A 23,398-nucleotide genomic window follows, 5' to 3' on the forward strand; every position below is an offset into this window, starting at 1 on the left:
ACAGCGCCCGCGAAGACCGCGCAGCGTTCGTATTCAATAAGAGGAGGACACTCGAATGACCACCCTGACTCGTGCCGACTGGGAACAACGCGCTCGCGATCTGAAGATCGAAGGCCGCGCCTACATCAATGGCGAATACACCGACGCTGTCTCCGCCGAGACCTTCGAGTGCATCAGCCCGGTCGATGGCCGTCTGCTGGGCAAGATCGCCAGCTGTGACGCCGCCGACGCCCAGCGCGCTGTTGAAAACGCTCGCGCCACCTTCAATTCCGGCGTCTGGTCGCGCCTGGCGCCCGCCAAACGCAAAGCCACCATGATCCGTTTCGCCGGTCTGTTGAAGCAGAATGCTGAAGAGCTGGCGCTGCTTGAAACCCTGGACATGGGCAAGCCGATCAGCGATTCCCTATACATCGACGTTCCCGGCGCGGCGCAAGCCCTGAGCTGGAGCGGCGAAGCCATCGACAAGATCTACGACGAAGTCGCAGCCACCCCGCACGATCAGCTGGGTCTGGTGACGCGCGAGCCGGTCGGTGTCGTGGGGGCCATCGTGCCGTGGAACTTCCCGCTGATGATGGCCTGCTGGAAACTCGGCCCGGCACTGTCCACCGGTAACTCGGTGATCCTCAAGCCGTCGGAAAAATCGCCGCTGACCGCCATTCGCATCGCGGCACTGGCCGTTGAAGCCGGTATCCCTAAAGGCGTGTTGAACGTGCTGCCGGGTTACGGTCACACCGTCGGCAAGGCCTTGGCCCTGCACAACGATGTCGACACGCTGGTGTTCACCGGTTCGACCAAAATCGCCAAGCAACTGCTGATCTACTCGGGCGAGTCGAACATGAAACGCGTCTGGCTCGAAGCCGGCGGCAAGAGCCCGAACATCGTATTTGCCGATGCACCGAACCTGCAGGAAGCGGCCGAAGCCGCTGCCGGCGCCATCGCCTTCAACCAGGGCGAAGTCTGCACCGCCGGTTCGCGCCTGCTGGTGGAGCGTTCGATCAAGGATGCATTCCTGCCGCTGGTGATCGAGGCCCTGAAAACCTGGAAGCCAGGCAACCCGCTGGACCCGGCGACCAACGTCGGCGCGCTGGTCGATACCCAGCAGATGAACACCGTACTGTCCTACATTGAGTCCGGTCATGCCGACGGCGCCAAACTGGTGGCCGGGGGCAAGCGCACGCTTCAGGAGACGGGTGGCACTTACGTTGAGCCAACGATTTTCGACGGTGTGAGCAACGCGATGAAAATCGCTCAGGAAGAAATCTTTGGCCCCGTCTTGTCGGTCATCGCTTTCGACACCGCCGAAGAAGCCGTTGCGATTGCCAACGACACGCCATACGGCCTCGCCGCTGCGGTGTGGACCAAGGACATCTCCAAGGCTCACCTGACCGCCCGTGCGCTGCGTGCCGGTAGCGTCTGGGTCAACCAGTACGACGGCGGCGACATGACCGCACCGTTCGGTGGCTTCAAGCAGTCGGGTAATGGCCGCGACAAGTCGCTGCACGCGTTCGACAAGTACACCGAGCTGAAGGCGACCTGGATCAAGTTGTAATCAGTAACGGGCCCCGATACCGGGGCCCGGCACAACGAAGATCCCCTGTGGGAGCGAGCTTGCTCGCGATAGCGGTCTGACAGTCGACGTCATTGTTGAATGTGAAACCGCTATCGCGAGCAAGCTCGCTCCCACAGTGTTTTGTGTTGTACATAAAAATATCCACAGGAGCGTGGAACATGCGTTGGGCGACTTATTTCGCCGTGTTGGCGTCTGTCTTGAGTGTCGGCCTGGCCTTGGGCGTCAGCATGCCGCTGGTGTCGTTTCGCCTGGAAAGCTGGGGCTATGGCTCGTTCGCCATCGGTGTGATGGCGGCAATGCCGGCCATTGGCGTGTTGCTGGGGGCGAAGATCTCCAGCCACCTGGCCGCGCGTCTGGGCACGGCGAATCTGATGCGTCTGTGCCTGTGGGCCGGGGCGTTGTCCATCGGCTTGCTGGCCCTGATGCCGAGCTACCCGATCTGGCTGCTGTTGCGCCTGATGATCGGGGTGATCCTGACGCTGGTGTTTATCCTCGGTGAAAGCTGGATCAACCAGCTCGTGGTCGAACAGTGGCGCGGGCGGCTGGTGGCGCTGTATGGCTGCAGCTATGCCCTGAGCCAACTTGCTGGCCCGGTGCTATTGGGCGTTCTGGGCACCGAACATGATTACGGTTTTTGGGTCGGTGTCGGCTTGCTGACGACAGCACCGTTCCTGTTGTTGGGTCGCAGCGGCGCGCCCAGCAGTGAAGCGAGCAGCGTGACCTTCAGCGACTTGCTGGCTTTCTGCCGTGGCCTGCCGGCGATTGCCTGGGCGGTGTCGCTGTTCGCCGCCTTCGAAGCGATGATCCTGACCTTGTTGCCGGTGTATTGCCTGCGCCAGGGTTTCACCACGGAAATCGCCCTGGCGATGGTCAGTACCGTGGTGGTCGGTGATGCGTTGCTGCAATTGCCGATTGGTGCGCTGGCGGATCGTCTGTCGCGGCGCACGCTGTTTACGGGCTGCGCGGTGGTGTTGCTGCTGTCGAGCCTGGCGATTCCGCTGCTGATCGACACGCTGCTGATCTGGCCGTTGTGGGTGCTGTTTGGTGCCAGTGCAGGCGGTTTGTTTACCTTGTCACTGATCCTGATCGGCGAGCGTTATCGCGACGATGCGCTGGTGCGCGCCAATGCGCATATCGCGCAGCTGTGGGGGATTGGTTGCCTGGTCGGGCCGTTGGCCGCTGGGGCGGGTAGCCAGTGGATCAGCGGGCATGCGTTGCCGTTGCTGATGGCAGCCGGTGCGTTTGGGTTGGTGATTCTGCTGATGCGCCAGGGTGCGTTTGGCACGGTGGCCGAACCCGCCTGACACCGTCCCCTGTAGGAGTGAGCCTGCTCGCGATAGCGATGTGTCATTAGGCATCTGTGTTGGCTGGCGTGACGCCATCGCGAGCAGGCTCACTCCTACAGATTTTTATCGCTTGTCAGAGCATCCGTTCGAGGCCGACCGTGGTACTCATCCACGCATTGAACCGTCGCCACCAGCTCCCCGGTTCCTTGGTCAGGGTGTGCAGTTTGCCGTCGTCTTCAGTGACCCAAACCACCTTGCCATCCTGCAGTTTCGCCTCATAGCTCAATGGTGGCTCCATACCCTGCATTGCCAGGTCGCGCACATGCGCGGCCAGTTCGGGGCTGTCCACCAGCACCCCGACTTCGGTGTTCCACAGCACCGAGCGCGGATCGAAATTGAACGAGCCGACGAAGGATTTCTGCTGATCGAAGATCATCGCCTTGCTGTGCAGGCTGGAGTCGGAGCCTTGGTAAGCGGGGCGTCCAAAGAAGTGTGGTCCACTGCCGCCGCTTCCTCCTTCACCCGGTTGACGCCGTAGTTCGAATAACTTCACGCCGTGTTCCAGCAACGCCTTGCGATAGGGCGCATAGCCGCCATGCACGGCCGGCACGTCCGTGGCTTCCAGCGAATTGGTCAGCAAACTCACCGAGACCCCGGCATCGGCGCGACCGGTCAGGTACACCAGTCCAGGCTGGCCGGGCACGAAGTAAGCCGAGATCATGATCAGCTCTTTGCTGACGCCGTTCAGTTCGGGCGCCAATTGTGTCGTCAGCAACAAATGCGGATCCGGCTCTCCGTCGGCCAGCACCTTGCTCGGCGCATCCCACAGCGCCTGGTTCCAGGCCCAAATCAGCTCACGACGCCAGATGTCCAGGCGCGGATGCGTCTTGAACGTCATCAGTTGTTGGTACAGCGCATGGTTCTCTTTGCGCGTGTCATCCAGCGATTCCTCCAGGCGGGTCCGGGTGTTTTTCAGGTCCTTGGCCGTGGGTTTGCTGGACAGGAATTGTTCGATCGGCTTGCTCAGCGCGCTGTTCCAGTACTGATCAAAACTGTGCCCCAGTTGTTCGGCCACCGGGCCGACGCCGAGCATGTCGATGTCAGTGAAATTCAGGTTGGGCTCGGCATCGAAATACTCGTCGCCCAGATTGCGCCCACCCACGATGGCCATGCTGTTGTCCGCCAGCCACAACTTGTTGTGCATGCGCCGGTGTTGCTGCGACAGGTTGAACAAGCGGCCCATGGTTCGTGTCACGCCGGTGCTGCGACCCAGGTGCAACGGGTTGAAGACGCGGATCTGAATGTTCGGGTGCGCGGCGAGGGTAGCGATGATCTGGTCCAGGCCGTCGCTGGTGGTGTCGTCTAGCAGCACCCTGACGCGTACGCCGCGATCTGCCGCTTTGAGCAACTCCTCGACGAGCATCCGCGTGCTGATGCCGTCATGCACGATGTAGTACTGCAAATCGAGGCTGCTTTGCGCGTTGCGGATCAGCTCGGCGCGAGCGGTGAAGGCTTCGGTACTGTCGGACAGCAGGCGAAAGCCCGACTGGCCCTGATGCGGCGCAGCCTGCGCCTGGACCGAACGGCCGAACGCCGAGTCTCTGGCGGGCAGCGCCTGACTGGCCTGACGCTGAACGTCAACGCTGGCGCAGCCGCTGAGGAACGAGGCGAAGAGCAGAACAGCGAGCAGGTTTTGTCTGACTCTCACGTAGGATCGTTCCGATTGGCGGCAGGTGTCGGCATATGGACGCTGGTTTCCCGAGAAAAGTCAGTCAGTGATGCTGTCAGTTTCGGCTAACAGTTTGATAGCCAGGGCACCGACCTTGCGCACCGCCTCTTCAATCTGCGGTGTTGGCTTGGCAGCGTAGTTCATGCGCAGGCAGTTGCGGTACTTGCCTGACGCAGAAAAGATGCTGCCCACGGCAATCTGTACGCCTTGATCGTGCAACGCACGATTCAGTTTCAGGGTGTCGAAGCTTTCCGGCAGCTCGACCCACAGCATGAAGCTGCCTTGCGGGCGACTGGCGCGGGTGCCGACCGGGAAGTAGCGCGTGACCCAATCGATCATCACGTCGCGATTGCGTTGATACTGCGTGCGCATCCGCCGCAAATGCGGCTCGAAGTGCCCGGCCTTGAGAAACTCGGCGATCGCAATCTGCGGTTGTGGCGCGGTGGAGCCGGTGCTGATGTATTTCATGTGCAGCACCCGCTCCAGATACCGGCCGGGCGCGACCCAGCCGATGCGTAATCCGGGTGCCAACGTCTTGGAAAACGAACTGCACAGCAGCACGCGACCGTCCTCGTCGAAGGATTTGATCGTGCGCGGTCGCGGGTAGGTGTAGGCCAGTTCGCCATACACATCGTCCTCGATAATCGCCACGTCAAAACGCTGTGCGAGCGTCAACAACGCGCGCTTTCGCGACTCGGGCATGATGTAGCCCAGCGGGTTGTTGCAGTTGGGGGTCAACTGTATGACTTTGATCGGCCACTGTTCCAAGGCCAGTTCCAGCGCGTCGAGGCTGATGCCGGTGATCGGGTCGGTGGGAATTTCCAGCGCTTTCATGCCCAGCCCCTTGAGGGTTTGCATGGCGCCGTGAAAGCTCGGCGAGTCCACGGCCACAATGTCCCCCGGCTCGCAGATCGCCCGGATGCTGGTGGACAGCGCTTCGTGGCACCCGGTCGTGACCACCAGATCGCTGGCGCTCAACTGGCACCCGGAGTCGAGCATCAGGCGTGCGATCTGTTCGCGCAGTTCGAGGGTGCCGTGGATGTTGTCGTAATACAGGCCGGGCATGTCCTGCCGACGGCTGATACGCGCGAGGTTGCGCAGCAGCGGTTTCATGGTCGGCGTGGTGATGTCCGGCATGCCCCGACCCAGTTGCACCACGTCCTTGCGCGGCACCGCGCGAATCAGCTCCAGCACCTGATCCCACTGCGAAATATCCACCGGCCGCTGGGCCGGACGCCCGATGGCCGGCAGCTCCGGCAGTTCGCGACCCACGGGTACGAAGTAGCCCGACTTGGGTTTTGGCGTCGCCAGGCCACTGTCTTCCAACACGCGATAGGCCTGCTGCACCGTGCTCAGGCTGACCCCGTGTTCAACACTCAGCGCCCGCACCGAGGGCAGCCGGTCACCGGGGCGATAGAAGCCCTGTTCGATACGCGTGCCGAGCAACTCGGCGAGGTTGACGTAAAGGGTCATGGTGCAGTCTCGGTGTGGGTGATTCGGTAAACCAATACAGATCTGGCAAGAAAAGAGGATTCAGACGCTGGGACGCCAAATCTGTATGGAATTAATACTTATCTGTTGAATCTGTAATGCTTTTCGTCGCCCACGCATCATGAAAGCTCTGGCTACCCAAGTAAACAGGAGCAATCAAAATGAACGGCTTGAGCGATGTGCGGCTGACGTTACACAGTCAGGAACTGGTGAGAGGGCAGGAACACGGTACACGTGAGGCGCTGATGCGCAACGCACCGTCCGGCCTGGGTCGCTGGGGTCTGTTCTGGCATCGTCTGCACACGCGCAAGGCGTTGCTGGCGCTGACGCCGGAGCAGCTCAGGGATGTGGGGCTGACGCGGGAACAGGCGCGGGAGGAGGGGCTCAAGCCTTTCTGGCGGATCTGATTTTTATGGTTTTCTCCCGGCCCAATCGCGAGCAGGCTCACTCCTACAGTTGATCTGTGTTGTTCACAAATCCCCTGTAGGAGTGAGCCTGCTCGCGATGGCGCCGGAACAGACACCAAAAACCTGTCAGGCCAACTCTTTAAGCCGATGCCACAACATCCCCAACGCCAACAACGGCGAGCGCAAATGTTTCCCGCCCGGAAAGGTGATATGCGGCACCTTGGCAAACAGATCAAACCCACCACTGTGCTGCCCGCTGATCGCTTCAGCCAACAACTTGCCGGCCAAATGCGTGGCATTCACCCCATGACCGGAATAGGCCTGGGCGTAATACACATTCGGCTGGTCTTTAAGCCGGCCAATCTGCGGCAGGCGGTTGGCGCCGATGCCGATCATTCCGCCCCATTGATAGTCGATCTTCACCGTGCCCAGTTGCGGGAAGACTTCCAGCATCTTCGGTCGCATGTACGTGGCGATGTCTTTCGGATCGCGGCCTGAATAATGGCAGGCACCCCCAAACAGCAAGCGCCGGTCGGCAGAGAGCCGGTAGTAATCCAGTGCCACGCGCTGATCACAGACCGCCATGTTCTGCGGCAGCAGTGAATGGGCCAGTTCTTCGCTCAACGGCTCGGTGGCGATGATGTAGCTGCCGGCGGGCAGCACCTTGCCGCTGAGTTCGGGGTTGAGCTGATTGAGGTAGGCGTTGCAGCCCAGCACCAGCGTCTTGGCGCGGACCGAGCCGTGGGCTGTGTGGACCTTGATCTCGGGACCATAATCGATGCAAGTGACCGCCGATTGTTCAAACAGTACCGCCCCCATTTCCTCGGCCGCCGCCGCTTCGCCCAGTGCCAGGTTCAGCGGATGCAGGTGCCCCGAGCCCATGTCGATCAAACCGCCGACGTAACGATCGGAGCCCACCACCGAGTGCATTTCATTGGCCTGCAGCAGGCGGGTTTCGTAGCGATAACCGAGGCTGCGCAGCTCTTCGGCATCCTCGGCGAAGCCTTCGAGGTCGCGGGGTTTGTTGGCCAGGTCGCAGTAACCCCACGTCAGGTCGCAGGGGATCTGAAAACGCGCGACGCGCTGGCGGACGATTTCCACCGCCTCCAGGCCCATGAGCTTCATCTGGCGTACGCCGTCGGTGCCGATCACGTTGGCGAATTGATCAAGGCCATGACCGACGCCGCGAATCAATTGTCCGCCGTTGCGCCCGCTGGCGCCCCAGCCGATTTTGTGGGCCTCGAGCAGGATGACGCTCAAGCCTCGTTCCGCCAGTTCCAGAGCAGTGTTCAGCCCGGAAAACCCGCCACCGACCACGCACACATCCGCCACCAGATCCCCCCTGAGCGCCGGATAATCGGGTCGCGGCAGGCTGCTGGCGGCGTAATAAGAGGCAATGTGCTGGTGACCTGGAGCGGATGGCTGAGCACCGGCATTCATGGGCGTGTTCCCGATTCTGGCGTCTGGAAAAGTTGACGGAGCATAAGCCGGACCTTCTGGCACGGGCAACATTGGTCGGCTGCTGCTGTATGGATCGGCGCCTTTGCTGCAGAATCGCGCTCTATTCCGCTTTTGGTCACCGCTTCAATGAGCTGCAACAGTCAGAAAATCCGAACGCTTCGCCAACAGATTCCCTCGTTCGAGTGCGTGCCCGGCTGCCATGACTGCTGTGGGCCGGTGACCACCTCGCCGGAAGAAATGTCCCGCCTGCCGCGCAAGACCCGCGCCGAGCAGGACGCGGCGATGGATGAGCTCAATTGCGTGCACCTGGGGCCGAACGGTTGCACGGTGTATGACGAGCGTCCGCTGATTTGCCGGTTGTTTGGCACCACCAAGACCTTGCCATGCCCGAATGGGCGGGGGCCGGTGGAGCTGATTCATCCTCGGGTGGAGAAGCAGATTCATGAGTACATGGCGTCTACCCGGCAAGTGCTTGTTTGAATCCATTCAGGTAGACCGAGTTGCCTCAATCGCGGGTTGGCCACCGAATATCTCAATCCGGAATCGGCAAACTCAAGCTCTCCTTCACCTCTTCCATCACGATATAGCTCTTGGACTCGCGCACATGCGGCAGCTTGAGCAGGATGTCCCCCAGCAGCTTGCGGTACGAGGCCATCTCGGAGATCCGTGCCTTCACCAGGTAGTCGAAATCCCCTGACACCAAGTGGCATTCCAGCACATGGGGCAGTTTCAGCACCGCGCGTCGGAACTCTTCGAAGGTATCCCCGGATTTGTAGTCCAGGCTGATCTCGACGAACACCAGCAGACTGCCCTTCAAATGCTGCGGATTGAGCCGGGCGTTGTAGCCCATGATGATCCCTTCGCGCTCCAGGCGCCGCACCCGCTCAGTGCACGGCGTGGTAGAGAGCCCGACCTTTTCCCCCAGCTCCGTGAACGAGATGCGTCCGTCCGCTTGCAGGATCCGCAGAATGTTGCGGTCGATCTTGTCCAGCTCTCGTTTGGTCTGAGTGTTGGTACGCATAGGGGATGCGCCTCCGTGAAAAGGGTTTTTGCCGAGAATTGTCGCCAAATATAGCTGCTTATATAGTGAAAAACACTGGCAAATCTTTTTTACACTGCGCACATCACTGCTTGAATACAACACACGTCAGCGGTCAGCCGCGATGAGGGATATGAAAATGCGCGTTATGGTCTTGGGTAGCGGCGTCATCGGTACCGCCAGTGCTTACTATCTGGCTCGTGCCGGGTTTGAAGTGGTGGTGGTGGACCGTCAGCCGGCCGCTGCCATGGAGACCAGTTTCGCCAACGCAGGTCAGGTCTCGCCGGGCTATGCCTCGCCGTGGGCCGCGCCGGGCGTGCCGCTCAAAGCCATCAAGTGGCTGTTGCAGCGCCACGCACCGCTGGCGATCAAGGCCACGGCCGATATCGACCAATACTTGTGGATGGCGCAGATGCTGCGCAACTGCACCGCCAGCCGTTACGCGGTGAACAAGGAGCGCATGGTCCGCCTGTCCGAGTACAGCCGTGACTGCCTCGACGAATTGCGCGCCGAAACCGGCATCGCGTACGAAGGCCGCAGCCTCGGTACGACCCAACTGTTCCGCACCCAGGCTCAACTCGACGGCGCCGCGAAAGACATCGCCGTGCTGAAAGAGTCCGGCGTTCCGTTCGAACTGCTCGACCGCGCCGGCATTGCCCGCGTCGAGCCAGCGCTGGCCAGCGTCACCAACATCCTCGCCGGTGCCCTGCGCCTGCCGAACGACCAGACGGGCGACTGCCAGATTTTCACCACCCGCCTGGCCGAAATGGCCGTGAAACTGGGGGTGGAATTCCGTTTCGGCCAGGACATTCAGAAACTCGACTACGCCGGTGATCGCATCAACGGCGTGTGGATCGACGGCAAGCTGGAAACCGCTGACCGCTACGTGCTGGCACTCGGCAGCTACTCGCCGCAATTGCTCAAGCCGCTGGGGATCAAGGCGCCGGTATACCCGCTCAAGGGTTACTCGCTGACCGTGCCGATCACCAACCCGGCAATGGCCCCGACCTCGACCATTCTCGACGAGACCTACAAGGTCGCGATCACCCGTTTCGACAACCGCATCCGCGTCGGCGGCATGGCGGAGATCGCCGGTTTTGACCTGTCGCTGAACCCGCGTCGGCGCGAAACCCTGGAGATGATCGTCAACGACCTTTATCCTCAGGGCGGCGATCTGGCCCAGGCGAGTTTCTGGACCGGTCTGCGTCCGACTACTCCGGACGGCACGCCGATCGTGGGCGCGACCCCATTCAAGAACCTGTTCCTGAACACCGGTCACGGCACACTCGGCTGGACCATGGCCTGTGGCTCCGGCCGCTTGCTGGCTGACCTGATGGCCAAGAAGACGCCGCAGATCAGCGCCGAAGGCCTCGATATTTCCCGTTATGGCAGCAAACCCCAGGAGTCCGCAAAGCATGGCAATCCAGCGCCAGCTCACCAATGAACGCATGAGTCAGATCGTCAGCCACAATGGCACCGTGTATCTGGCGGGGCAGGTCGGCGATGACTTCAACGCCGGGATTGAACAGCAGACCCGCGATGTCCTCGGCAATATCGAGCGTTTGCTGGATCTGGCCGGGACTGACAAGCAGCATCTGCTGTCGGCGACGATCTACCTGAACGACATCGAGGCGCACTTTGCCGGGATGAATTCGGTGTGGGACCAGTGGCTGCCCAAAGGCGCCGCACCGGCCCGTGCCACCGTCGAAGCGAAGATGGCCAAGCCGAGCATCCTGGTTGAGATCTCCATCGTCGCCGCGTTGCCCTAACCGTTTCAAAAATCCCTCTGCCGGTGCTGTTGGCGGTTTACGCCGCCAGCCAGCGCCGGTTTTTTTATTCCCATGACCGCCTAGAAGTCTGCCGCCATGCGTCCAGCCCGTGCCCTGATCGACCTTCAAGCCCTGCGTCACAACTTCCGAATCGCCCGCGAAATTACCGGGGCCAAAGCCCTCGCGGTGATCAAGGCCGATGCCTATGGCCATGGCGCGGTGCGTTGTGCCCAGGCGCTGGAAGCCGAGGCTGACGGTTTTGCCGTGGCCTGCATCGAAGAAGCGTTGGAGTTGCGCGCGGCGGGTATTCGGGCGCCGGTGTTGCTGCTGGAAGGGTTCTTCGAAGCCGATGAGTTGGCGCTGATCGTCGAGCATGATTTCTGGTGCGTGGTGCATTCGTTGTGGCAACTCGAAGCCATCGAGAAAGCCACGCTGAGCAAACCGATCACTGTCTGGCTCAAGCTCGATTCGGGCATGCACCGCGTGGGTCTGCATCCAAAGGATTATCAGGCGGCCTATCAACGGCTGCTGGCCAGCGGCAAGGTCGCGAAAGTGGTGCTGATGAGCCACTTCGCCCGGGCCGATGAGCTGCACGAACAGGCCAGCGCCGAGCAGGTCGCGGTATTTGAAGCCGCGCGCAAAGGTTTGTCGGCGGAAGTCAGCTTGCGCAACTCGCCGGCCGTGTTGGGCTGGCCGCAGATCCCAAGCGATTGGGTTCGCCCCGGTATCATGATGTACGGCGCGACGCCGTTCGAAGAAGCCAACACCGTGGCGGCCCGCCTGCAACCGGTGATGACCCTCGAATCCAAAGTGATTTGCGTGCGTGAACTGCCGGCTGGCGAGCCGATCGGTTACGGCGCCAAATTCATTACACCCAAGCCGATGCGTGTAGGCGTGGTCGCCATGGGCTATGCCGACGGTTACCCGCGTCATGCACCGACCGGCACGCCGGTCATGGTAGCCGGGCAACGCAGCCAGTTGATCGGCCGGGTGTCGATGGACATGCTCTGCATCGACCTGACCGATGTGCCGCAAGCCGGCCTCGGTTCGACCGTCGAGTTGTGGGGCAAAAACATCCTCGCCAGCGATGTGGCAGCGGCGGCGGACACGATTCCTTATCAGATCTTCTGCAACCTGCGTCGGGTGCCACTGCTCTATTCCGAGGGCTGACACCTCGCGGGCCGCACCGAAAATCGCCTCGCCCCACAGGATTCAGGTCCAAGTGTTGTAAATACTGAACGCTGTCGCCATGATAACGCTCAATATTCCAACAACCTGAATCCCTGGAGGCGCAAGCATTGGACGTCGGTGAACGACTGCAATCCATCCGTAAGCTCAAAGGCCTTTCGCAGCGTGAGCTCGCCAAGCGCGCGGGTGTCACCAACAGCACGATTTCGATGATCGAGAAGAACAGCGTCAGTCCCTCGATCAGTTCGCTGCGCAAAGTACTGGGCGGGATTCCCATGTCCATGGTCGAGTTCTTTTCTGAAGAAATCCTGCAGGAAAAACCGACGCAGATCGTCTACAAAGCCAACGAGCTGATCGATATTTCCGATGGCGCCGTGACCATGAAACTGGTCGGTCGGGCACACCCGAGCCGGGCTATCGCGTTTCTCAATGAAATCTACCCGCCAGGCGCCGACACCGGTGACGAGATGCTCACCCATGAGGGCGAGGAAACCGGCATTTTGGTGGAGGGTCGACTGGAACTGGTGGTCGGGCTGGAAACTTTTGTGCTCGAGGCCGGCGATAGCTACTACTTTGAAAGTACCAAGCCGCACCGTTTCCGAAATCCGTTCGATGCGCCGGCGCGACTAATCAGCGCAGCGACACCGGCGAATTTCTGAGTAAAGAAGGCGCCCTGCCAGTCAGGCCGAGGCACCCGGGCGGTTTTTCCGCTGCAGCATAAGACCCCTTCGACTTTGGGGTTGTTTCAGTGTGGCGGGCTTACCGCTATACTTGCGCCCGCCTGCGAACCGTGGCCGTAGGCGTGACTAGCCACCATTGAGGGTGAACGCGTGAACCTAATTATGAAAATGCTGGCTGCACCAGCAACCGTATTGGCCCTATGGGCTGTCAGCGCTCAAGCTGCGACGAACGACGATATTGCCAAACGCCTTGAACCGGTCGGTCAGGTCTGTGTACAGGGCAAAGAGTGCAAGGGGATGGAAGTTGCTGCCTCTGCGGGCGGTGGCGGCGGTGCCAAGACCCCGGACGAAGTGATTGCCAAACATTGCAACGCTTGCCACGGTACTGGCCTGTTGGGCGCACCGAAAATCGGTGACGCTGCTGCCTGGAAAGAACGTGCCGATCACCAGGGTGGCCTCGACGGTATCCTGGCCAAGGCCATTACCGGTATCAACTCGATGCCGCCTAAAGGCACCTGCGCCGACTGCTCGGATGCCGAGCTCAAAGGCGCGATCCAGAAGATGTCCGGCCTGAAATAAGCCCGGGTCTTCAGCGAAAAAACCGGCCTCGGCCGGTTTAATGAGATGGTCACCCCACACCCTGCGAGGGCTACGCTTTCGCAGGGTGTTTTGTTTTCGCAGGCCATCATCATGAGCGAGTCAGCGCTGATCGGTATCGATCTCGGTAAACACAGTTTCCACCTTCACGGCCAGGATAAGTCGGGTCGTGAGGTGTTTCGCAAAAAATGTTCACGACCGCAGGTGATGCATTTTTTCGGCAACCTGCCGAGCTGGGTAGTCGTTTGCTGAGCTTGCCGTGTGTCGGGCCGATCACCTGGAGATGGGCGATGGTCAGCAGTACCGATGCAGTCGCGATTTTGCTGCGTCCGTTGGCTTGGTGCCCAGGCAGTACAGCACGGGTGGCAAGGCCAACCTGCCGGGGATCAGCAAGCGCGGTGACAAGCACCTGCACTCAGTATGAAGCAGGGCCAGACGCGCTGAACGCCTGACCCTGCGGTTGTTGCAGTACCACGAATCACCCTTCAGGTTTTGCGATAGCTGAACAACGGATGACGTGAACGGCCTACCGGCCTGGCGAAGATCCTGACACAAAAATCGGCTCCAGAAGCCGACGGTTTTTTAAGGATCGTCAGGCGCGACTCTCATCGTGGCGCTGGGGCATGCCCCAAACAGACGCCGGATAGATTTAAGCAAGCCAACCACTTCAGCCACTAATCAGTATTGCAAAAATGGGGGTGACCATAGATTTTTGTGCCTGCGATTTGTGCGGGAGGCTATCCATTGCAGCAAAGACCCGGCAAGCTCGGTCCAACCCCGATTCACGGAATGTAAGGGAGGATCACATGGTGCAGCTGTGTTCTATCGAGCAAGCGGTCGATGACGTACTGGCGCGATTGCCGGCGCACATTCACATGGGCTTGCCCCTCGGCCTGGGCAAACCCAACCACTTCGTCAACGCGCTGTACCGGCGCATCGCGCAACTGCCGCAGCGGCAGCTGACGATCTACACCGCGTTGTGCCTGGGTCGTCCGTCACTGGGTGACGGTTTGCAGAAGCGCTTTCTCGAACCCTTTATCGAGCGCGTATTTGGCGACTATCCGGAACTGGATTTCCTCGCCGAACTGCGACGCGACAACCTGCCGCCGAACATCCATATCCAGCAGTTCTTCATGCAGCCGGGCAGCCTGCTGCATAGCGCATCGGCCCAGCAGGATTACGTCAGCAGCAACTACAGCCATGCCGCGCGGGACATCAACGCCGCCGGTTTGAACCTGATCGCGCAACTGGTGGCCAGCCATTCCGAGCACCCCGATCGCCTGAGCCTGAGTTGCAACCCGGACATCACCCTCGACCTGTTCCCGATGATCGCCAAACGGCGGGCGGCGGGGGAGACGATCCTGCTGGTGGGCCAGGTGCATAACGATTTGCCCTACATGCCTGGCGACGCGGAAATCGGCATCGACACCTTCGATCTGCTGGTCGACGAAAAGGACGACAGCACGTTGTTCTCGACGCCGAACATGCCCGTGGGTTTCCAGGATCACTTCATCGGCCTGCACGCCAGCACATTGGTACGCGACGGCGGCACGTTGCAGATCGGCATCGGTTCCATGGGTGATGCACTGACGGCGGCGTTGCTGGCACGGCAAGCCGACAATGGCGGTTACAAGGACTTGCTGGCGGACGTGAATCTGAGCCAGTGGGCGCAGTTGATCGACCGTGAAGGTGGTCTCGAACCGTTCGCCAAAGGCCTGTACGGTTGCAGCGAAATGTTCGTCAACGGCTTGTTGGTACTGGCCGATGCCGGGATCGTGCGGCGCAAGGTGTATCCCGATGTGCCGACTCAGCAACAGGCCAACGCCGGCACCCTCGATGACGCCGCGCAAACCGACGGCATCTCGGTGCACGGCGGTTTCTTCCTCGGGCCGCGCAGTTTCTACGAGCGCCTGCGCGAGCTGCCGCAAAGCAAACGTCTTGAATTCAACATGACCCGCATCAGCTACATCAACGAACTGTACGGGCAGGAAGAGCTCAAGCGTTTGCAGCGCCTGGATGCGCGGTTCATCAACACCGTGTTCACCATGACTCTTCTGGGTGCTGGTGTGGCCGATCAGCTTGAAGACGGACGCGTGCTGAGCGGCGTGGGCGGGCAATACAACTTCGTTGCCCAAGGCCATGCGCTGGAGGGCGCGCGTTCGGTGTTGCTGCTGCGCAGCTGGCGCGAGGCGGGCGGGGACGTCAGCTCGAACATCGTCTGGCAGTACGGCCACTGCACGATCCCAAGGCACCTGCGCGACATCGTGGTCACCGAATACGGCATCGCTGACTTGCGCGGCAAGACCGATGCGGCGGTCATCGAGGCGTTGCTGAACATCAGCGATTCGCGGTTCCAGTCGGGGCTGATCCAGCAAGCCCAAAGCGTGGGCAAGCTGCCGAAAGACTTTCGCCTCGACCCACGCTTCGCCGACAACAGCCCGGAGCGTTTACAGGCGATTCAGGCACGGCATCCGAACCTGTTTCCGGAATATCCGCTGGGCTGCGATTTCACTGAGGTGGAGCGCGACGTGTTGCGGGCGCTGAACTGGCTGAAGAGCAAGTTCAAACTGACGGAGATTCTGGAGCTGGGCAAAGCGGCACTGGATGCGCCAGAGGCATCGATGTTTCCCGAGCATCTGGAGCGGATGCAACTGACCAACCCTGACGGGTTGAAAGAGGACTTGTTCCAGCGCCTGCTACTCACCGGCCTGAAAGCCACCCCACAATAACAACCATCCCCAAACAACTGTGGGAGCCGGGCTCGCCCGCGATGAGGCAATAACATTCAACATCGATGTTGTCTGTTCAGCCGCCATCGCGGGCAAGCCCGGCTCCCACAGGTTCGGTGCTGTACTGGTTTATTCGATGAAGGTCACGACACCGCCGGCCAGCGATTGCACGCGAGCCAGGGATTCCACGCGATAACCCTGAGCATCCAGTTCGGCACGACCGCCCTGGAACGACTTCTCGATCACGATACCCAGGCCCGCCACGGTCGCGCCGGCCTGTTTGATGATCGAGATCAGCGCTTGCGATGCCTTACCGTTGGCCAGGAAGTCATCGATGATCAGCACGCGGTCGCTGCTGGTCAGGTGGCGCGGGGAGATCGCCACGGTGCTTTCAGTCTTCTTGGTGAACGAGTAAACGGTCGCCGACAGCAGGTTTTCAGTCAGGGTCAGGGACTGTTGCTTGCGGGCGAAGATCACCGGCACGCCGAGGTTCAGGCCGGTCATGATCGCCGGAGCGATGCCCGAGGCTTCGATGGTGACAATCTTGGTGATGCCCGAGTCCTTGAACAGTGCGGCGAATTCGTCGCCGATCAGCTTCATCAGGGCCGGGTCGATCTGGTGGTTCAAAAAGGCGTCTACCTTCAGGACCTGATCGGAAAGCACGATGCCTTGTTCGCGGATTTTCTGGTGCAGTGCTTCCATGAAGCGTTCCTCTACTGGCGCCAAATGCGCCTAGTTTGTAAAAAGTGTTCGGTTAAAAATGCTTTGATTAAAAAGTGCTCAATTCTAGCGCTTTAACATCGCGCGTATATCCGCCAATGCGGTATTTCCGCGAACGGCTTTGACTTCAACCGGCGTGTCGTCGTTGCCTTCCCACGCCAGATCGTCCGGCGGCAGCTCATCGAGGAAGCGGCTCGGCGCGCAATCGATGATCTCGCCGTACTGCTTGCGCTTGGCGGCGAAAGTGAAGGCCAGGGTCTGACGCGCGCGGGTAATCCCGACGTAGGCCAGGCGGCGTTCTTCTTCGATGGTGTCGGCTTCGATGCTGGAACGGTGCGGGAGGATTTCCTCTTCCATGCCCATGATGAACACGTACGGGAATTCCAGGCCTTTGGAGGCGTGCAGCGTCATCATCTGCACACCTTCGGCGCCGTCTTCCTCTTCCTGCTGACGCTCCAGCATGTCGCGCAGCACGAGTTTGCCGATGGCATCCTCGACGGTCATCTCGCCTTCTTCGTCCTTCTCCAGGGTGTTTTTCAACGCCTCGATCAGAAACCAGACGTTGCCCATGCGGTAATCGGCGGCCTTGTCACTGGAGCTGTTGGTGCGCAGCCAGTTCTCGTAGTCGATGTCCATGACCATGCTGCGCAGCGCCGAGATCGGGTCTTCGCCAGAGCACTGCTCGCGCACCTTGTCCATGAAGCGCTTGAAACGCGACAGGCGATCGGTGAAGCGCGTGTCCAGATGCTCGCCCAGGCCGATTTCGTCGGTGGCGGCGTACATCGAGATTTTGCGTTCGGTGGCGTAGTTGCCGAGCTTTTCCAGGGTGGTCGAACCGATCTCCCGGCGTGGGACGTTGATCACCCGCAGGAAGGCGTTGTCGTCATCCGGGTTCACGATCAGGCGGAAGTAGGCCATCAGGTCCTTCACTTCCTGACGTCCGAAAAAGCTGTTACCGCCGGACAGGCGATACGGAATCTGGTGGTGTTGCAGCTTCAGCTCGATCAGCTTGGCCTGGTAGTTGCCGCGATACAGGATCGCAAAATCGCTGTAGGGCCGGTCCGTGCGCAAGTGCAGGGTCAGCAGTTCCACGGCCACGCGCTCGGCTTCGGCGTCTTCGTTGCGGCAGCGGATCACGCGGATCTCGTCGCCGTGGCCCATCTCGCTCCACAGCTGTTTTTCGAATTCGTGCGGGTTGTTCGAGATCAGTACGTTGGCGCAACGCAGGATGCGGCTGGTGGAGCGGTAGTTCTGCTCCAGCATCACCACTTTCAAGGACGGGTAGTCATCCTTGAGCAACATCAGGTTTTCCGGACGCGCGCCGCGCCAGGCGTAGATCGACTGGTCATCGTCGCCGACCACGGTGAACTGGTTGCGCGTGCCGATCAGCAGTTTCACCAGCAAATACTGGCTGGCGTTGGTGTCCTGGTATTCGTCCACCAGCAGGTAGCGGACTTTGTTCTGCCACTTTTCGAGGATGTCGGCGTGTTCCTGGAACAGCTTCACCGGCAGCAGGATCAGGTCGTCGAAGTCCACCGCGTTAAACGCCTTGAGCGTGCGCTGGTAGTGGGTGTAGACGATGGCGGCGGTCTGTTCCTTGGGGTTGCGCGCGTTTTCCAGGGCTTCGGCAGGCAGGATCAGGTCGTTTTTCCACGAGCCGATCATGTTCTTGATCTCGTCGACGCCGTCGTCGCCCGCGTATTCCTTCTGCATGATGTCGGTCATCAAGGCTTTGACGTCAGTCTCGTCAAAGATCGAGAAGCCCGGTTTGTAGCCCAGCCGCACGTGTTCCTTGCGGATGATGTTCAGCCCCAGGTTGTGGAAGGTGCACACCGTCAGGCCACGGCCTTCGCCGCCCTTGAGCAGGGTGCCGACCCGTTCCTTCATCTCGCGCGCGGCCTTGTTGGTAAAGGTCATGGCGACGATGTACTGGGCGCGGATGCCGCAATTCTGGATCAGGTGCGCGATCTTTCGCGTGATCACACTGGTCTTGCCGGAGCCTGCGCCGGCGAGCACCAAAAGAGGGCCGCCGACGTAGCTCACGGCTTCTTGCTGCCGGGGATTGAGTCGGGACATACGGAATTCAGGGGGTCATTTATGAAATGGGCCGGCATTTTAACAGGCTCAGCGAATTCTGCTGCTCTGTCCGACTTGTGACGCAACACGCTTTCTCTAATTGCCGGTTTTGTTACTTTCAAGCAGGATGCGCGGTGAATCTGCGGCTAATGTTCGTATTCCTGACACAAAGTCACGTTTGACAACTGATGTCATTTGGTCATTGGTTAGCGGCGCGGCATAATGCCTGCCGCCTACATCTTTGCAGAGTCTAGGGAGCTAGCTTGTCTACGCCTGTCGAACCCTTGCGTTTGCTGCTACTGGCCGAAGAGCCAGCGTGGGCAGCGTTGTTGCGCGAGTGTCTGGCTCCGATGGGGAGCTCGGCCGTGCTCATCAGCGCGCCGAGCTGGGAGTCGGTCAGCAGTCTGTTCGATGACAATCGCCATGCGGTGTTGTTGACTGTTCCTGCACTTCAGCCGCTACCAGGCCGTTGCAGCTTGCCGACGGTGTTGTTGCTCGAACACGAGCCACTGATGCCGCCCGATGGTGTGAGTGACTGGCTGGTGCGCGACCTGCTCGATGCCGGGATGCTGCGTCGTTGCCTGCGGCATGTGCGCGAGCGCGGCCTGCTGGAAAACACCCTGCAACGCCTGGCTGAGCAAGATCCGCTGACCGGCATCGCCAACCGCCAGGGCTTCCAGACCCTGCTGGCCGCACGCCTGGCGGAAAACGAAGGCCGTGGCCTGGCCCTCGGTCACCTAGACCTCGACAACTTCCGTCACGCCAACGATGCCCTTGGTCACCAGGCCGGCGACCGCTTGATCCTGCAAGTGGTCGCGCGGCTGAAAAGCCAGCTTGAGGCCGGCGATCAACTCGCGCGCCTGGGCAGCGATGAGTTCGCCTTGCTGATCGACACCCGCCGCGCACCTCAACGTGCCGAATGGATGGCCGAACGCATCACCGAAGCGCTGGCCGAACCCTACTGGGTCGACGGTGAAAGCCTGTTGATCGGTTCCAGCCTGGGCATCGCCCACGCCCGGGCCCAGGCCGGCGCCGACCCGCTGATGTGGCACGCGCACATCGCCATGCAGCAGGCCAAGAGCACGCAAGGCTGCACCTTTCACATTTTCAACGAACGCATCAACCGCAACGCCCGCAGCATGGCCGACCTTGAAAGCGAGCTGCGCCGGGCCTTGCGCCGTGACGAGCTGGAACTGCATTACCAGCCGCGCCTGAACATGGCTGACGGCCAGATCGTCGGCCTCGAAGCCTTGGTGCGCTGGCGGCATGCCGAGCGCGGCTTGCTGGCGCCCAGCGAATTCGTGCCGCTGGCCGAGCAAAGCGGTTTGATCGTGCCGCTCGGTTACTGGGTGATTTCCCGGGCGCTGCGGGACATGCAGGCCTTGCGCGAACAGGGCCTGCCGGCGCTGCACATGGCGATCAACCTGTCATTCCGGCAGTTCCAGGACAGCCAATTGCTCTCCACGCTGAGCCGGCTGATTGCCGAACGCGGCGTCGAAGCACAGTGGCTGGAGTTCGAACTGACCGAAACCGCCGTGATGCGCCGCAGCGATCTGGTCAAGCAAACCATGGACGCCCTCGGACGCCTGGGCGTGCGCTTCTCCCTGGATGACTTCGGCACCGGGTTCTCCTCCTTCGTGCACCTCAACAGCCTGCCGATCGCCTTGCTCAAGGTCGACAAGAGCTTTGTCGGCGGCATGGAAGAGCGTGAAGAGAACCGCAAACTGGTCCACGCGATGATCAACCTGGCGCACAACCTCAATCTTGAGGTCGTCGCAGAAGGGGTGGAAACAGTGGAGCAGCTCGATTTGTTGCGCGGGTTTGGTTGTGATCAGGTGCAGGGTTATCTGATCAGCAAGCCGCTGCCGTTGGCGGATCTGGTTGAGTACCTGACCTTCGGCAGCGATCAGTTGCCAGTGCTGGAAGTCGTGAGCTAACTCAAATCCCTTGTAGGAGTGAGCCTGCTCGCGATAGCGGTGTATCGGTCAGCATCATTGTTCACTGACAGACCGCTATCGCGAGCAGGCTCACTCCTACAGGGGGATTTCATTCGGCCTGAGCGATCTTGAATCCTTGAGATTGAGGCTCCTGCCGAATCATCCGTTTCATCTTCCATTCAAACGCCAGCGTCAAACTCACCGCTGCGCACGCCAGCCCCAGCGCCAACCCCCACCAGACACCCGTCGGCCCCCAGTGCAAATGGAAGGCCATCCACCACGCGGCCGGTGCGCCTATCAGCCAGTAACAGCCCAACCCGACCAGGAACGTGGTCTTGGCGTCCTTGAGCCCGCGTATGCAGCCCATGGCGATGGTTTGCGTACCGTCAAACAGCTCGAACCACGCTGCCACCGCCAGCAGGCTTACAGCCAGTTCAATCACGGGGCGGAACGCCGGGTCGTTGTGGTCCAGGAACAGGCCGATCAACTGATTCGGCAGGAACCAGAAGACCATCGCAAAGCCCAGCATCGCCGCCGCGCCGAAGGCAATGCCGACCCGTCCGGCCAACCGTGCATCCAGTAACTGCCCGGCGCCATAGTGCTGACCGATGCGCATGGTGATCGCGTAGGAAAGCCCCGCCGGAATCATGAACGCCACCGAAACAATCTGCAGGGCGATCTGGTGCGCCGCCAATTGCGTGCTGCCCATGGTGCCCATGCACAGCGCGGCGAACGCAAACAGTCCGACTTCCACTGCGTACGTGCCGCCAATCGGCAGGCCGAGGCGCCACAGTTCTTTCAGGTACTGACGGTTCGGCCGTGACAGGCCCTGGCGCAACGGATAGGCGTCATATGCCGGATGCCGGCGGATGTGCAGGGCCAGTGCCACCGCCATCAGGTTAGCGACAATCGCTGTCACCAGCCCAATGCCCATCAAACCCATTTTCGGCAGGCCGAACATGCCGGTGATCAACGCATAGTTGAGCAGGAAGTTGGCCACGGTACCGCCGAGGCTGATGACCATCACCGGCGTCGCCCGGCCGATGGCGCTGGTAAAACCGCGCAACGCCATGAAACTCAGGTAACCGGGCAGGGCGAACGGCAGGATCAGCAGAAACTGCCCGGCGGCGTGGACGTTGGTTTCGGTTTGGCCGAACAGCAGCAACACCGGTTTGAGGTTCCACAGCAGCAGTCCGGCCACCAGCGCCATCAACCACGCCAGCCACAATCCGGCCTGGGTCAGTCGTGCGGCGCCAACAATGTCACCCGCGCCCTGACGAATCGCCACCAAGGTGCCGACCGCCGCAATCACGCCGATGCAGAAAATCGACACGAACGAGTAGGTCGCCGCACCCAGACCGCCGCCGGCCAACGCTTCGGGGCTCAGGCGCGCCATCATCAAGGTGTCGGTGAGGACCATCAGCATGTGCGCCAACTGCGAGGCAATCAGCGGCCCCGCCAGCCGCAGGATGGCCCAGAGTTCAATACGCGCTGGATGCTTCATGGTCATCACGCTCGATTATCAAAGAGGTCTGGAAAGCGTCGATTCTCGGCGCTTCACGGGGTTAACACAAAGGGATAAAAAGGATGGGTAGCATGAGTCAGACTCATGCAGAACAGATTCTGCTACGGTAGCCGGATTGCGCTATAGGAGCTTTCCTCATGTCCCGTCGTCTTCCTCCCTTGTATGCCTTGCGCGCATTTGAAGCGGCGGCGCGGCACAGTTCATTCACCCGCGCGGCTGAAGAACTGTCGATCACCCAGAGTGCGGTGAGCCGGCATATCCGTACGCTCGAAGAGCATTTCGCCTGTCGGTTGTTTCACCGCAGTGGGCGAAATTTGCAACTGACCGAGTCGGCGCGGTTGATCCTGCCGGGCATTCGTGACGGTTTCACCGCCCTGGAGCGCGCCTGCAATACCTTGCGCGCCGAAGACGACATCCTGCGCATGAAAGCCCCCTCGACCCTGACCATGCGCTGGTTACTGGCGCGGCTCAGCCGTTTCCGGCACCTGCAACCGGGCAATGAAGTGCAACTGACCAGCGCCTGGATGGACATCGATTCGGTGGACTTCAATCAGGAGCCGTTCGATTGCGCCGTGATCCTCAGCAACGGGCATTTCCCGCCGGACTGGGAGGCCACGCTGCTGTTCCCCGAGGAGCTGATCCCCGTCGGCGCGCCGAATCTGCTGAACGACCAGCCGTGGGACGTCGCGCGTTTGGCCAGCGCTGAGCTGCTGCACCCGACACCGGATCGGCGTGACTGGCGCAGTTGGCTCGACCGCATGGGCCTGACCGATGAGGTCTCGCTCAAGGGCGGCCAGGTGTTCGACACCCTGGAGCTGGGCATGATCGCCGCCGCGCGGGGCTATGGCGTGTCCATGGGGGATTTGCTGATGGTGGCGGAGGATGTCGCACAGGGGCGCTTGAGTCTGCCGTGGCCGACGGCGGTCGCCAGCGGTGAGAATTACTACCTGGTCTGGCCGAAAACCCGCCCCGGAGGTGAACGTTTGCGCAGGCTCAGCGATTTTCTGCTGGGAGAGGTCCGGGCCATGGATTTACCGGTTGTGCAGCGGTTGAGCTGAATCGATAGAGCCCACGCAGTAGAGGCCTTGAGCCATATCCGGGCTATTTACTCAAGTATTCGGTTTTGCCGCCGAAAATCTGCAGGTGGAACCTTCGTGCTGGTTCGACGCTTTTCCCCATTATCTGGAAAATTTT

Annotated in this window: 19 protein-coding genes and 1 pseudogene; 13 read left to right on the forward strand and 7 right to left on the reverse strand. The window is 60.7% G+C overall.

Features of this window, described 5'->3' with window-relative positions; genetic code table 11:
* Window positions 1-55 precede the first annotated feature (55 nt).
* Together SB725_RS01485 and SB725_RS01490 are read left to right on the forward strand one after the other, a co-directional pair.
* A complete protein-coding gene (locus tag SB725_RS01485; protein ID WP_059181954.1) occupies window positions 56-1,549 on the forward strand; it encodes an aldehyde dehydrogenase in 1,494 nt (497 codons plus the stop codon).
* Window positions 1,550-1,728: 179 nt separating this feature from the next.
* Window positions 1,729-2,874, forward strand: a complete 1,146-nt coding sequence (locus SB725_RS01490; protein ID WP_027926360.1) for an MFS transporter — start codon at window positions 1,729-1,731, stop codon at window positions 2,872-2,874.
* Window positions 2,875-2,989: 115 nt separating this feature from the next.
* Here the strand turns inward: SB725_RS01490 and SB725_RS01495 are convergent, their stop codons facing one another.
* Both SB725_RS01495 and SB725_RS01500 read right to left on the reverse strand, forming a co-directional pair.
* A complete protein-coding gene (locus SB725_RS01495; RefSeq protein WP_027926361.1) occupies window positions 2,990-4,564 on the reverse strand; it encodes a phospholipase D family protein in 1,575 nt (524 codons plus the stop codon).
* Window positions 4,565-4,624: 60 nt separating this feature from the next.
* A complete protein-coding gene (locus SB725_RS01500; RefSeq protein WP_027926362.1) occupies window positions 4,625-6,058 on the reverse strand; it encodes a PLP-dependent aminotransferase family protein in 1,434 nt (477 codons plus the stop codon).
* Between the two features lie 179 nt (window positions 6,059-6,237).
* On the opposite strand from SB725_RS01500, the gene SB725_RS01505 reads away from it, so the two are divergent.
* Window positions 6,238-6,483, forward strand: a complete 246-nt coding sequence (locus SB725_RS01505; protein WP_027926363.1) for a DUF1127 domain-containing protein — start codon at window positions 6,238-6,240, stop codon at window positions 6,481-6,483.
* Window positions 6,484-6,609: 126 nt separating this feature from the next.
* On the opposite strand, the gene SB725_RS01510 is transcribed toward SB725_RS01505, so the two are convergent.
* A complete protein-coding gene (locus SB725_RS01510) occupies window positions 6,610-7,923 on the reverse strand; it encodes an NAD(P)/FAD-dependent oxidoreductase (RefSeq protein WP_027926364.1) in 1,314 nt (437 codons plus the stop codon).
* Window positions 7,924-8,070: 147 nt separating this feature from the next.
* On the opposite strand from SB725_RS01510, the gene SB725_RS01515 reads away from it, so the two are divergent.
* The gene (locus SB725_RS01515) at window positions 8,071-8,424 is read left to right on the forward strand and encodes a YkgJ family cysteine cluster protein (protein WP_007947437.1); all 354 of its coding nucleotides are present in this window, start codon (window positions 8,071-8,073) and stop codon (window positions 8,422-8,424) included.
* Window positions 8,425-8,476: 52 nt separating this feature from the next.
* Here the strand turns inward: SB725_RS01515 and SB725_RS01520 are convergent, their stop codons facing one another.
* Complete coding sequence (locus SB725_RS01520) at window positions 8,477-8,965, reverse strand: Lrp/AsnC ligand binding domain-containing protein (protein WP_003177284.1); 489 nt, start codon at window positions 8,963-8,965, stop codon at window positions 8,477-8,479.
* Window positions 8,966-9,122: 157 nt separating this feature from the next.
* Here SB725_RS01520 and dadA point away from each other — a divergent pair, with 157 nt between their 5' ends.
* The 7 genes and pseudogenes from dadA (at window position 9,123) to SB725_RS01555 (ending at window position 15,946) form a co-directional block, all read left to right on the forward strand.
* Complete coding sequence (gene dadA / locus SB725_RS01525; RefSeq protein ID WP_027926365.1) at window positions 9,123-10,427, forward strand: D-amino acid dehydrogenase; 1,305 nt, start codon at window positions 9,123-9,125, stop codon at window positions 10,425-10,427.
* Window positions 10,399-10,752 carry a RidA family protein gene (locus SB725_RS01530; protein WP_027926366.1) on the forward strand — a complete coding sequence of 118 codons (354 nt, stop codon included), beginning with the start codon at window positions 10,399-10,401 and terminating at the stop codon, window positions 10,750-10,752. Before dadA ends, SB725_RS01530 begins: the two co-directional genes overlap by 29 nt.
* A 96-nt stretch (window positions 10,753-10,848) precedes the next feature.
* Window positions 10,849-11,922: an alanine racemase gene (gene alr, locus SB725_RS01535; RefSeq protein ID WP_027926367.1), complete on the forward strand. Its 1,074-nt coding sequence runs from the start codon at window positions 10,849-10,851 to the stop codon at window positions 11,920-11,922.
* 128 nt (window positions 11,923-12,050) lie between these two features.
* Window positions 12,051-12,599, forward strand: a complete 549-nt coding sequence (locus SB725_RS01540) for a cupin domain-containing protein (RefSeq protein WP_007947433.1) — start codon at window positions 12,051-12,053, stop codon at window positions 12,597-12,599.
* A 183-nt stretch (window positions 12,600-12,782) separates the two neighbouring features.
* Window positions 12,783-13,199 carry a c-type cytochrome gene (locus SB725_RS01545; protein WP_027926368.1) on the forward strand — a complete coding sequence of 139 codons (417 nt, stop codon included), beginning with the start codon at window positions 12,783-12,785 and terminating at the stop codon, window positions 13,197-13,199.
* A 248-nt stretch (window positions 13,200-13,447) separates the two neighbouring features.
* Window positions 13,448-13,629 (forward strand): annotated as a pseudogene (locus SB725_RS01550) (transposase); the annotation flags it as partial.
* 394 nt (window positions 13,630-14,023) lie between these two features.
* Complete coding sequence (locus tag SB725_RS01555) at window positions 14,024-15,946, forward strand: acetyl-CoA hydrolase/transferase C-terminal domain-containing protein (RefSeq protein ID WP_410921188.1); 1,923 nt, start codon at window positions 14,024-14,026, stop codon at window positions 15,944-15,946.
* Window positions 15,947-16,075: 129 nt separating this feature from the next.
* On the opposite strand, the gene SB725_RS01560 is transcribed toward SB725_RS01555, so the two are convergent.
* Window positions 16,076-16,648, reverse strand: a complete 573-nt coding sequence (locus tag SB725_RS01560; RefSeq protein WP_027926370.1) for a xanthine phosphoribosyltransferase — start codon at window positions 16,646-16,648, stop codon at window positions 16,076-16,078.
* An 84-nt stretch (window positions 16,649-16,732) separates the two neighbouring features.
* Complete coding sequence (rep, locus tag SB725_RS01565; RefSeq protein ID WP_027926371.1) at window positions 16,733-18,742, reverse strand: DNA helicase Rep; 2,010 nt, start codon at window positions 18,740-18,742, stop codon at window positions 16,733-16,735.
* Window positions 18,743-19,005: 263 nt separating this feature from the next.
* On the opposite strand from rep, the gene SB725_RS01570 reads away from it, so the two are divergent.
* Window positions 19,006-20,679: a putative bifunctional diguanylate cyclase/phosphodiesterase gene (locus SB725_RS01570; protein WP_027926372.1), complete on the forward strand. Its 1,674-nt coding sequence runs from the start codon at window positions 19,006-19,008 to the stop codon at window positions 20,677-20,679.
* 109 nt (window positions 20,680-20,788) lie between these two features.
* Here the strand turns inward: SB725_RS01570 and SB725_RS01575 are convergent, their stop codons facing one another.
* The gene (locus SB725_RS01575) at window positions 20,789-22,183 is read right to left on the reverse strand and encodes a NorM family multidrug efflux MATE transporter (protein ID WP_027926373.1); all 1,395 of its coding nucleotides are present in this window, start codon (window positions 22,181-22,183) and stop codon (window positions 20,789-20,791) included.
* Between the two features lie 158 nt (window positions 22,184-22,341).
* On the opposite strand from SB725_RS01575, the gene SB725_RS01580 reads away from it, so the two are divergent.
* The gene (locus SB725_RS01580) at window positions 22,342-23,262 is read left to right on the forward strand and encodes a LysR substrate-binding domain-containing protein (RefSeq protein ID WP_059181959.1); all 921 of its coding nucleotides are present in this window, start codon (window positions 22,342-22,344) and stop codon (window positions 23,260-23,262) included.
* Window positions 23,263-23,398: the final 136 nt, after the last annotated feature.

It is taken from the genome of Pseudomonas sp. SIMBA_041 (genome assembly GCF_046535095.1).
GTDB classification, from domain to species: domain Bacteria; phylum Pseudomonadota; class Gammaproteobacteria; order Pseudomonadales; family Pseudomonadaceae; genus Aquipseudomonas; species Aquipseudomonas mucoides.

Bases quoted from the DNA above. Each gene is read 5' to 3' on its own strand.
- SB725_RS01485 (WP_059181954.1), top strand. From the start codon at position 56: ATGACCACCCTGACTCGTGCCGACTGGGAACAACGCGCTCGCGATCTG.
- SB725_RS01490 (WP_027926360.1), top strand. From the start codon at position 1,729: ATGCGTTGGGCGACTTATTTCGCCGTGTTGGCGTCTGTCTTGAGTGTC.
- SB725_RS01500 (WP_027926362.1), bottom strand. From the start codon at position 6,058: ATGACCCTTTACGTCAACCTCGCCGAGTTGCTCGGCACGCGTATCGAA.
- SB725_RS01505 (WP_027926363.1), top strand. From the start codon at position 6,238: ATGAACGGCTTGAGCGATGTGCGGCTGACGTTACACAGTCAGGAACTG.
- SB725_RS01510 (WP_027926364.1), bottom strand. From the start codon at position 7,923: ATGAATGCCGGTGCTCAGCCATCCGCTCCAGGTCACCAGCACATTGCC.
- SB725_RS01515 (WP_007947437.1), top strand. From the start codon at position 8,071: ATGAGCTGCAACAGTCAGAAAATCCGAACGCTTCGCCAACAGATTCCC.
- SB725_RS01520 (WP_003177284.1), bottom strand. From the start codon at position 8,965: ATGCGTACCAACACTCAGACCAAACGAGAGCTGGACAAGATCGACCGC.
- dadA (WP_027926365.1), top strand. From the start codon at position 9,123: ATGCGCGTTATGGTCTTGGGTAGCGGCGTCATCGGTACCGCCAGTGCT.
- SB725_RS01530 (WP_027926366.1), top strand. From the start codon at position 10,399: ATGGCAATCCAGCGCCAGCTCACCAATGAACGCATGAGTCAGATCGTC.
- alr (WP_027926367.1), top strand. From the start codon at position 10,849: ATGCGTCCAGCCCGTGCCCTGATCGACCTTCAAGCCCTGCGTCACAAC.
- SB725_RS01545 (WP_027926368.1), top strand. From the start codon at position 12,783: ATGAAAATGCTGGCTGCACCAGCAACCGTATTGGCCCTATGGGCTGTC.
- SB725_RS01555 (WP_410921188.1), top strand. From the start codon at position 14,024: ATGGTGCAGCTGTGTTCTATCGAGCAAGCGGTCGATGACGTACTGGCG.
- SB725_RS01560 (WP_027926370.1), bottom strand. From the start codon at position 16,648: ATGGAAGCACTGCACCAGAAAATCCGCGAACAAGGCATCGTGCTTTCC.
- rep (WP_027926371.1), bottom strand. From the start codon at position 18,742: ATGTCCCGACTCAATCCCCGGCAGCAAGAAGCCGTGAGCTACGTCGGC.
- SB725_RS01575 (WP_027926373.1), bottom strand. From the start codon at position 22,183: ATGAAGCATCCAGCGCGTATTGAACTCTGGGCCATCCTGCGGCTGGCG.
- SB725_RS01580 (WP_059181959.1), top strand. From the start codon at position 22,342: ATGTCCCGTCGTCTTCCTCCCTTGTATGCCTTGCGCGCATTTGAAGCG.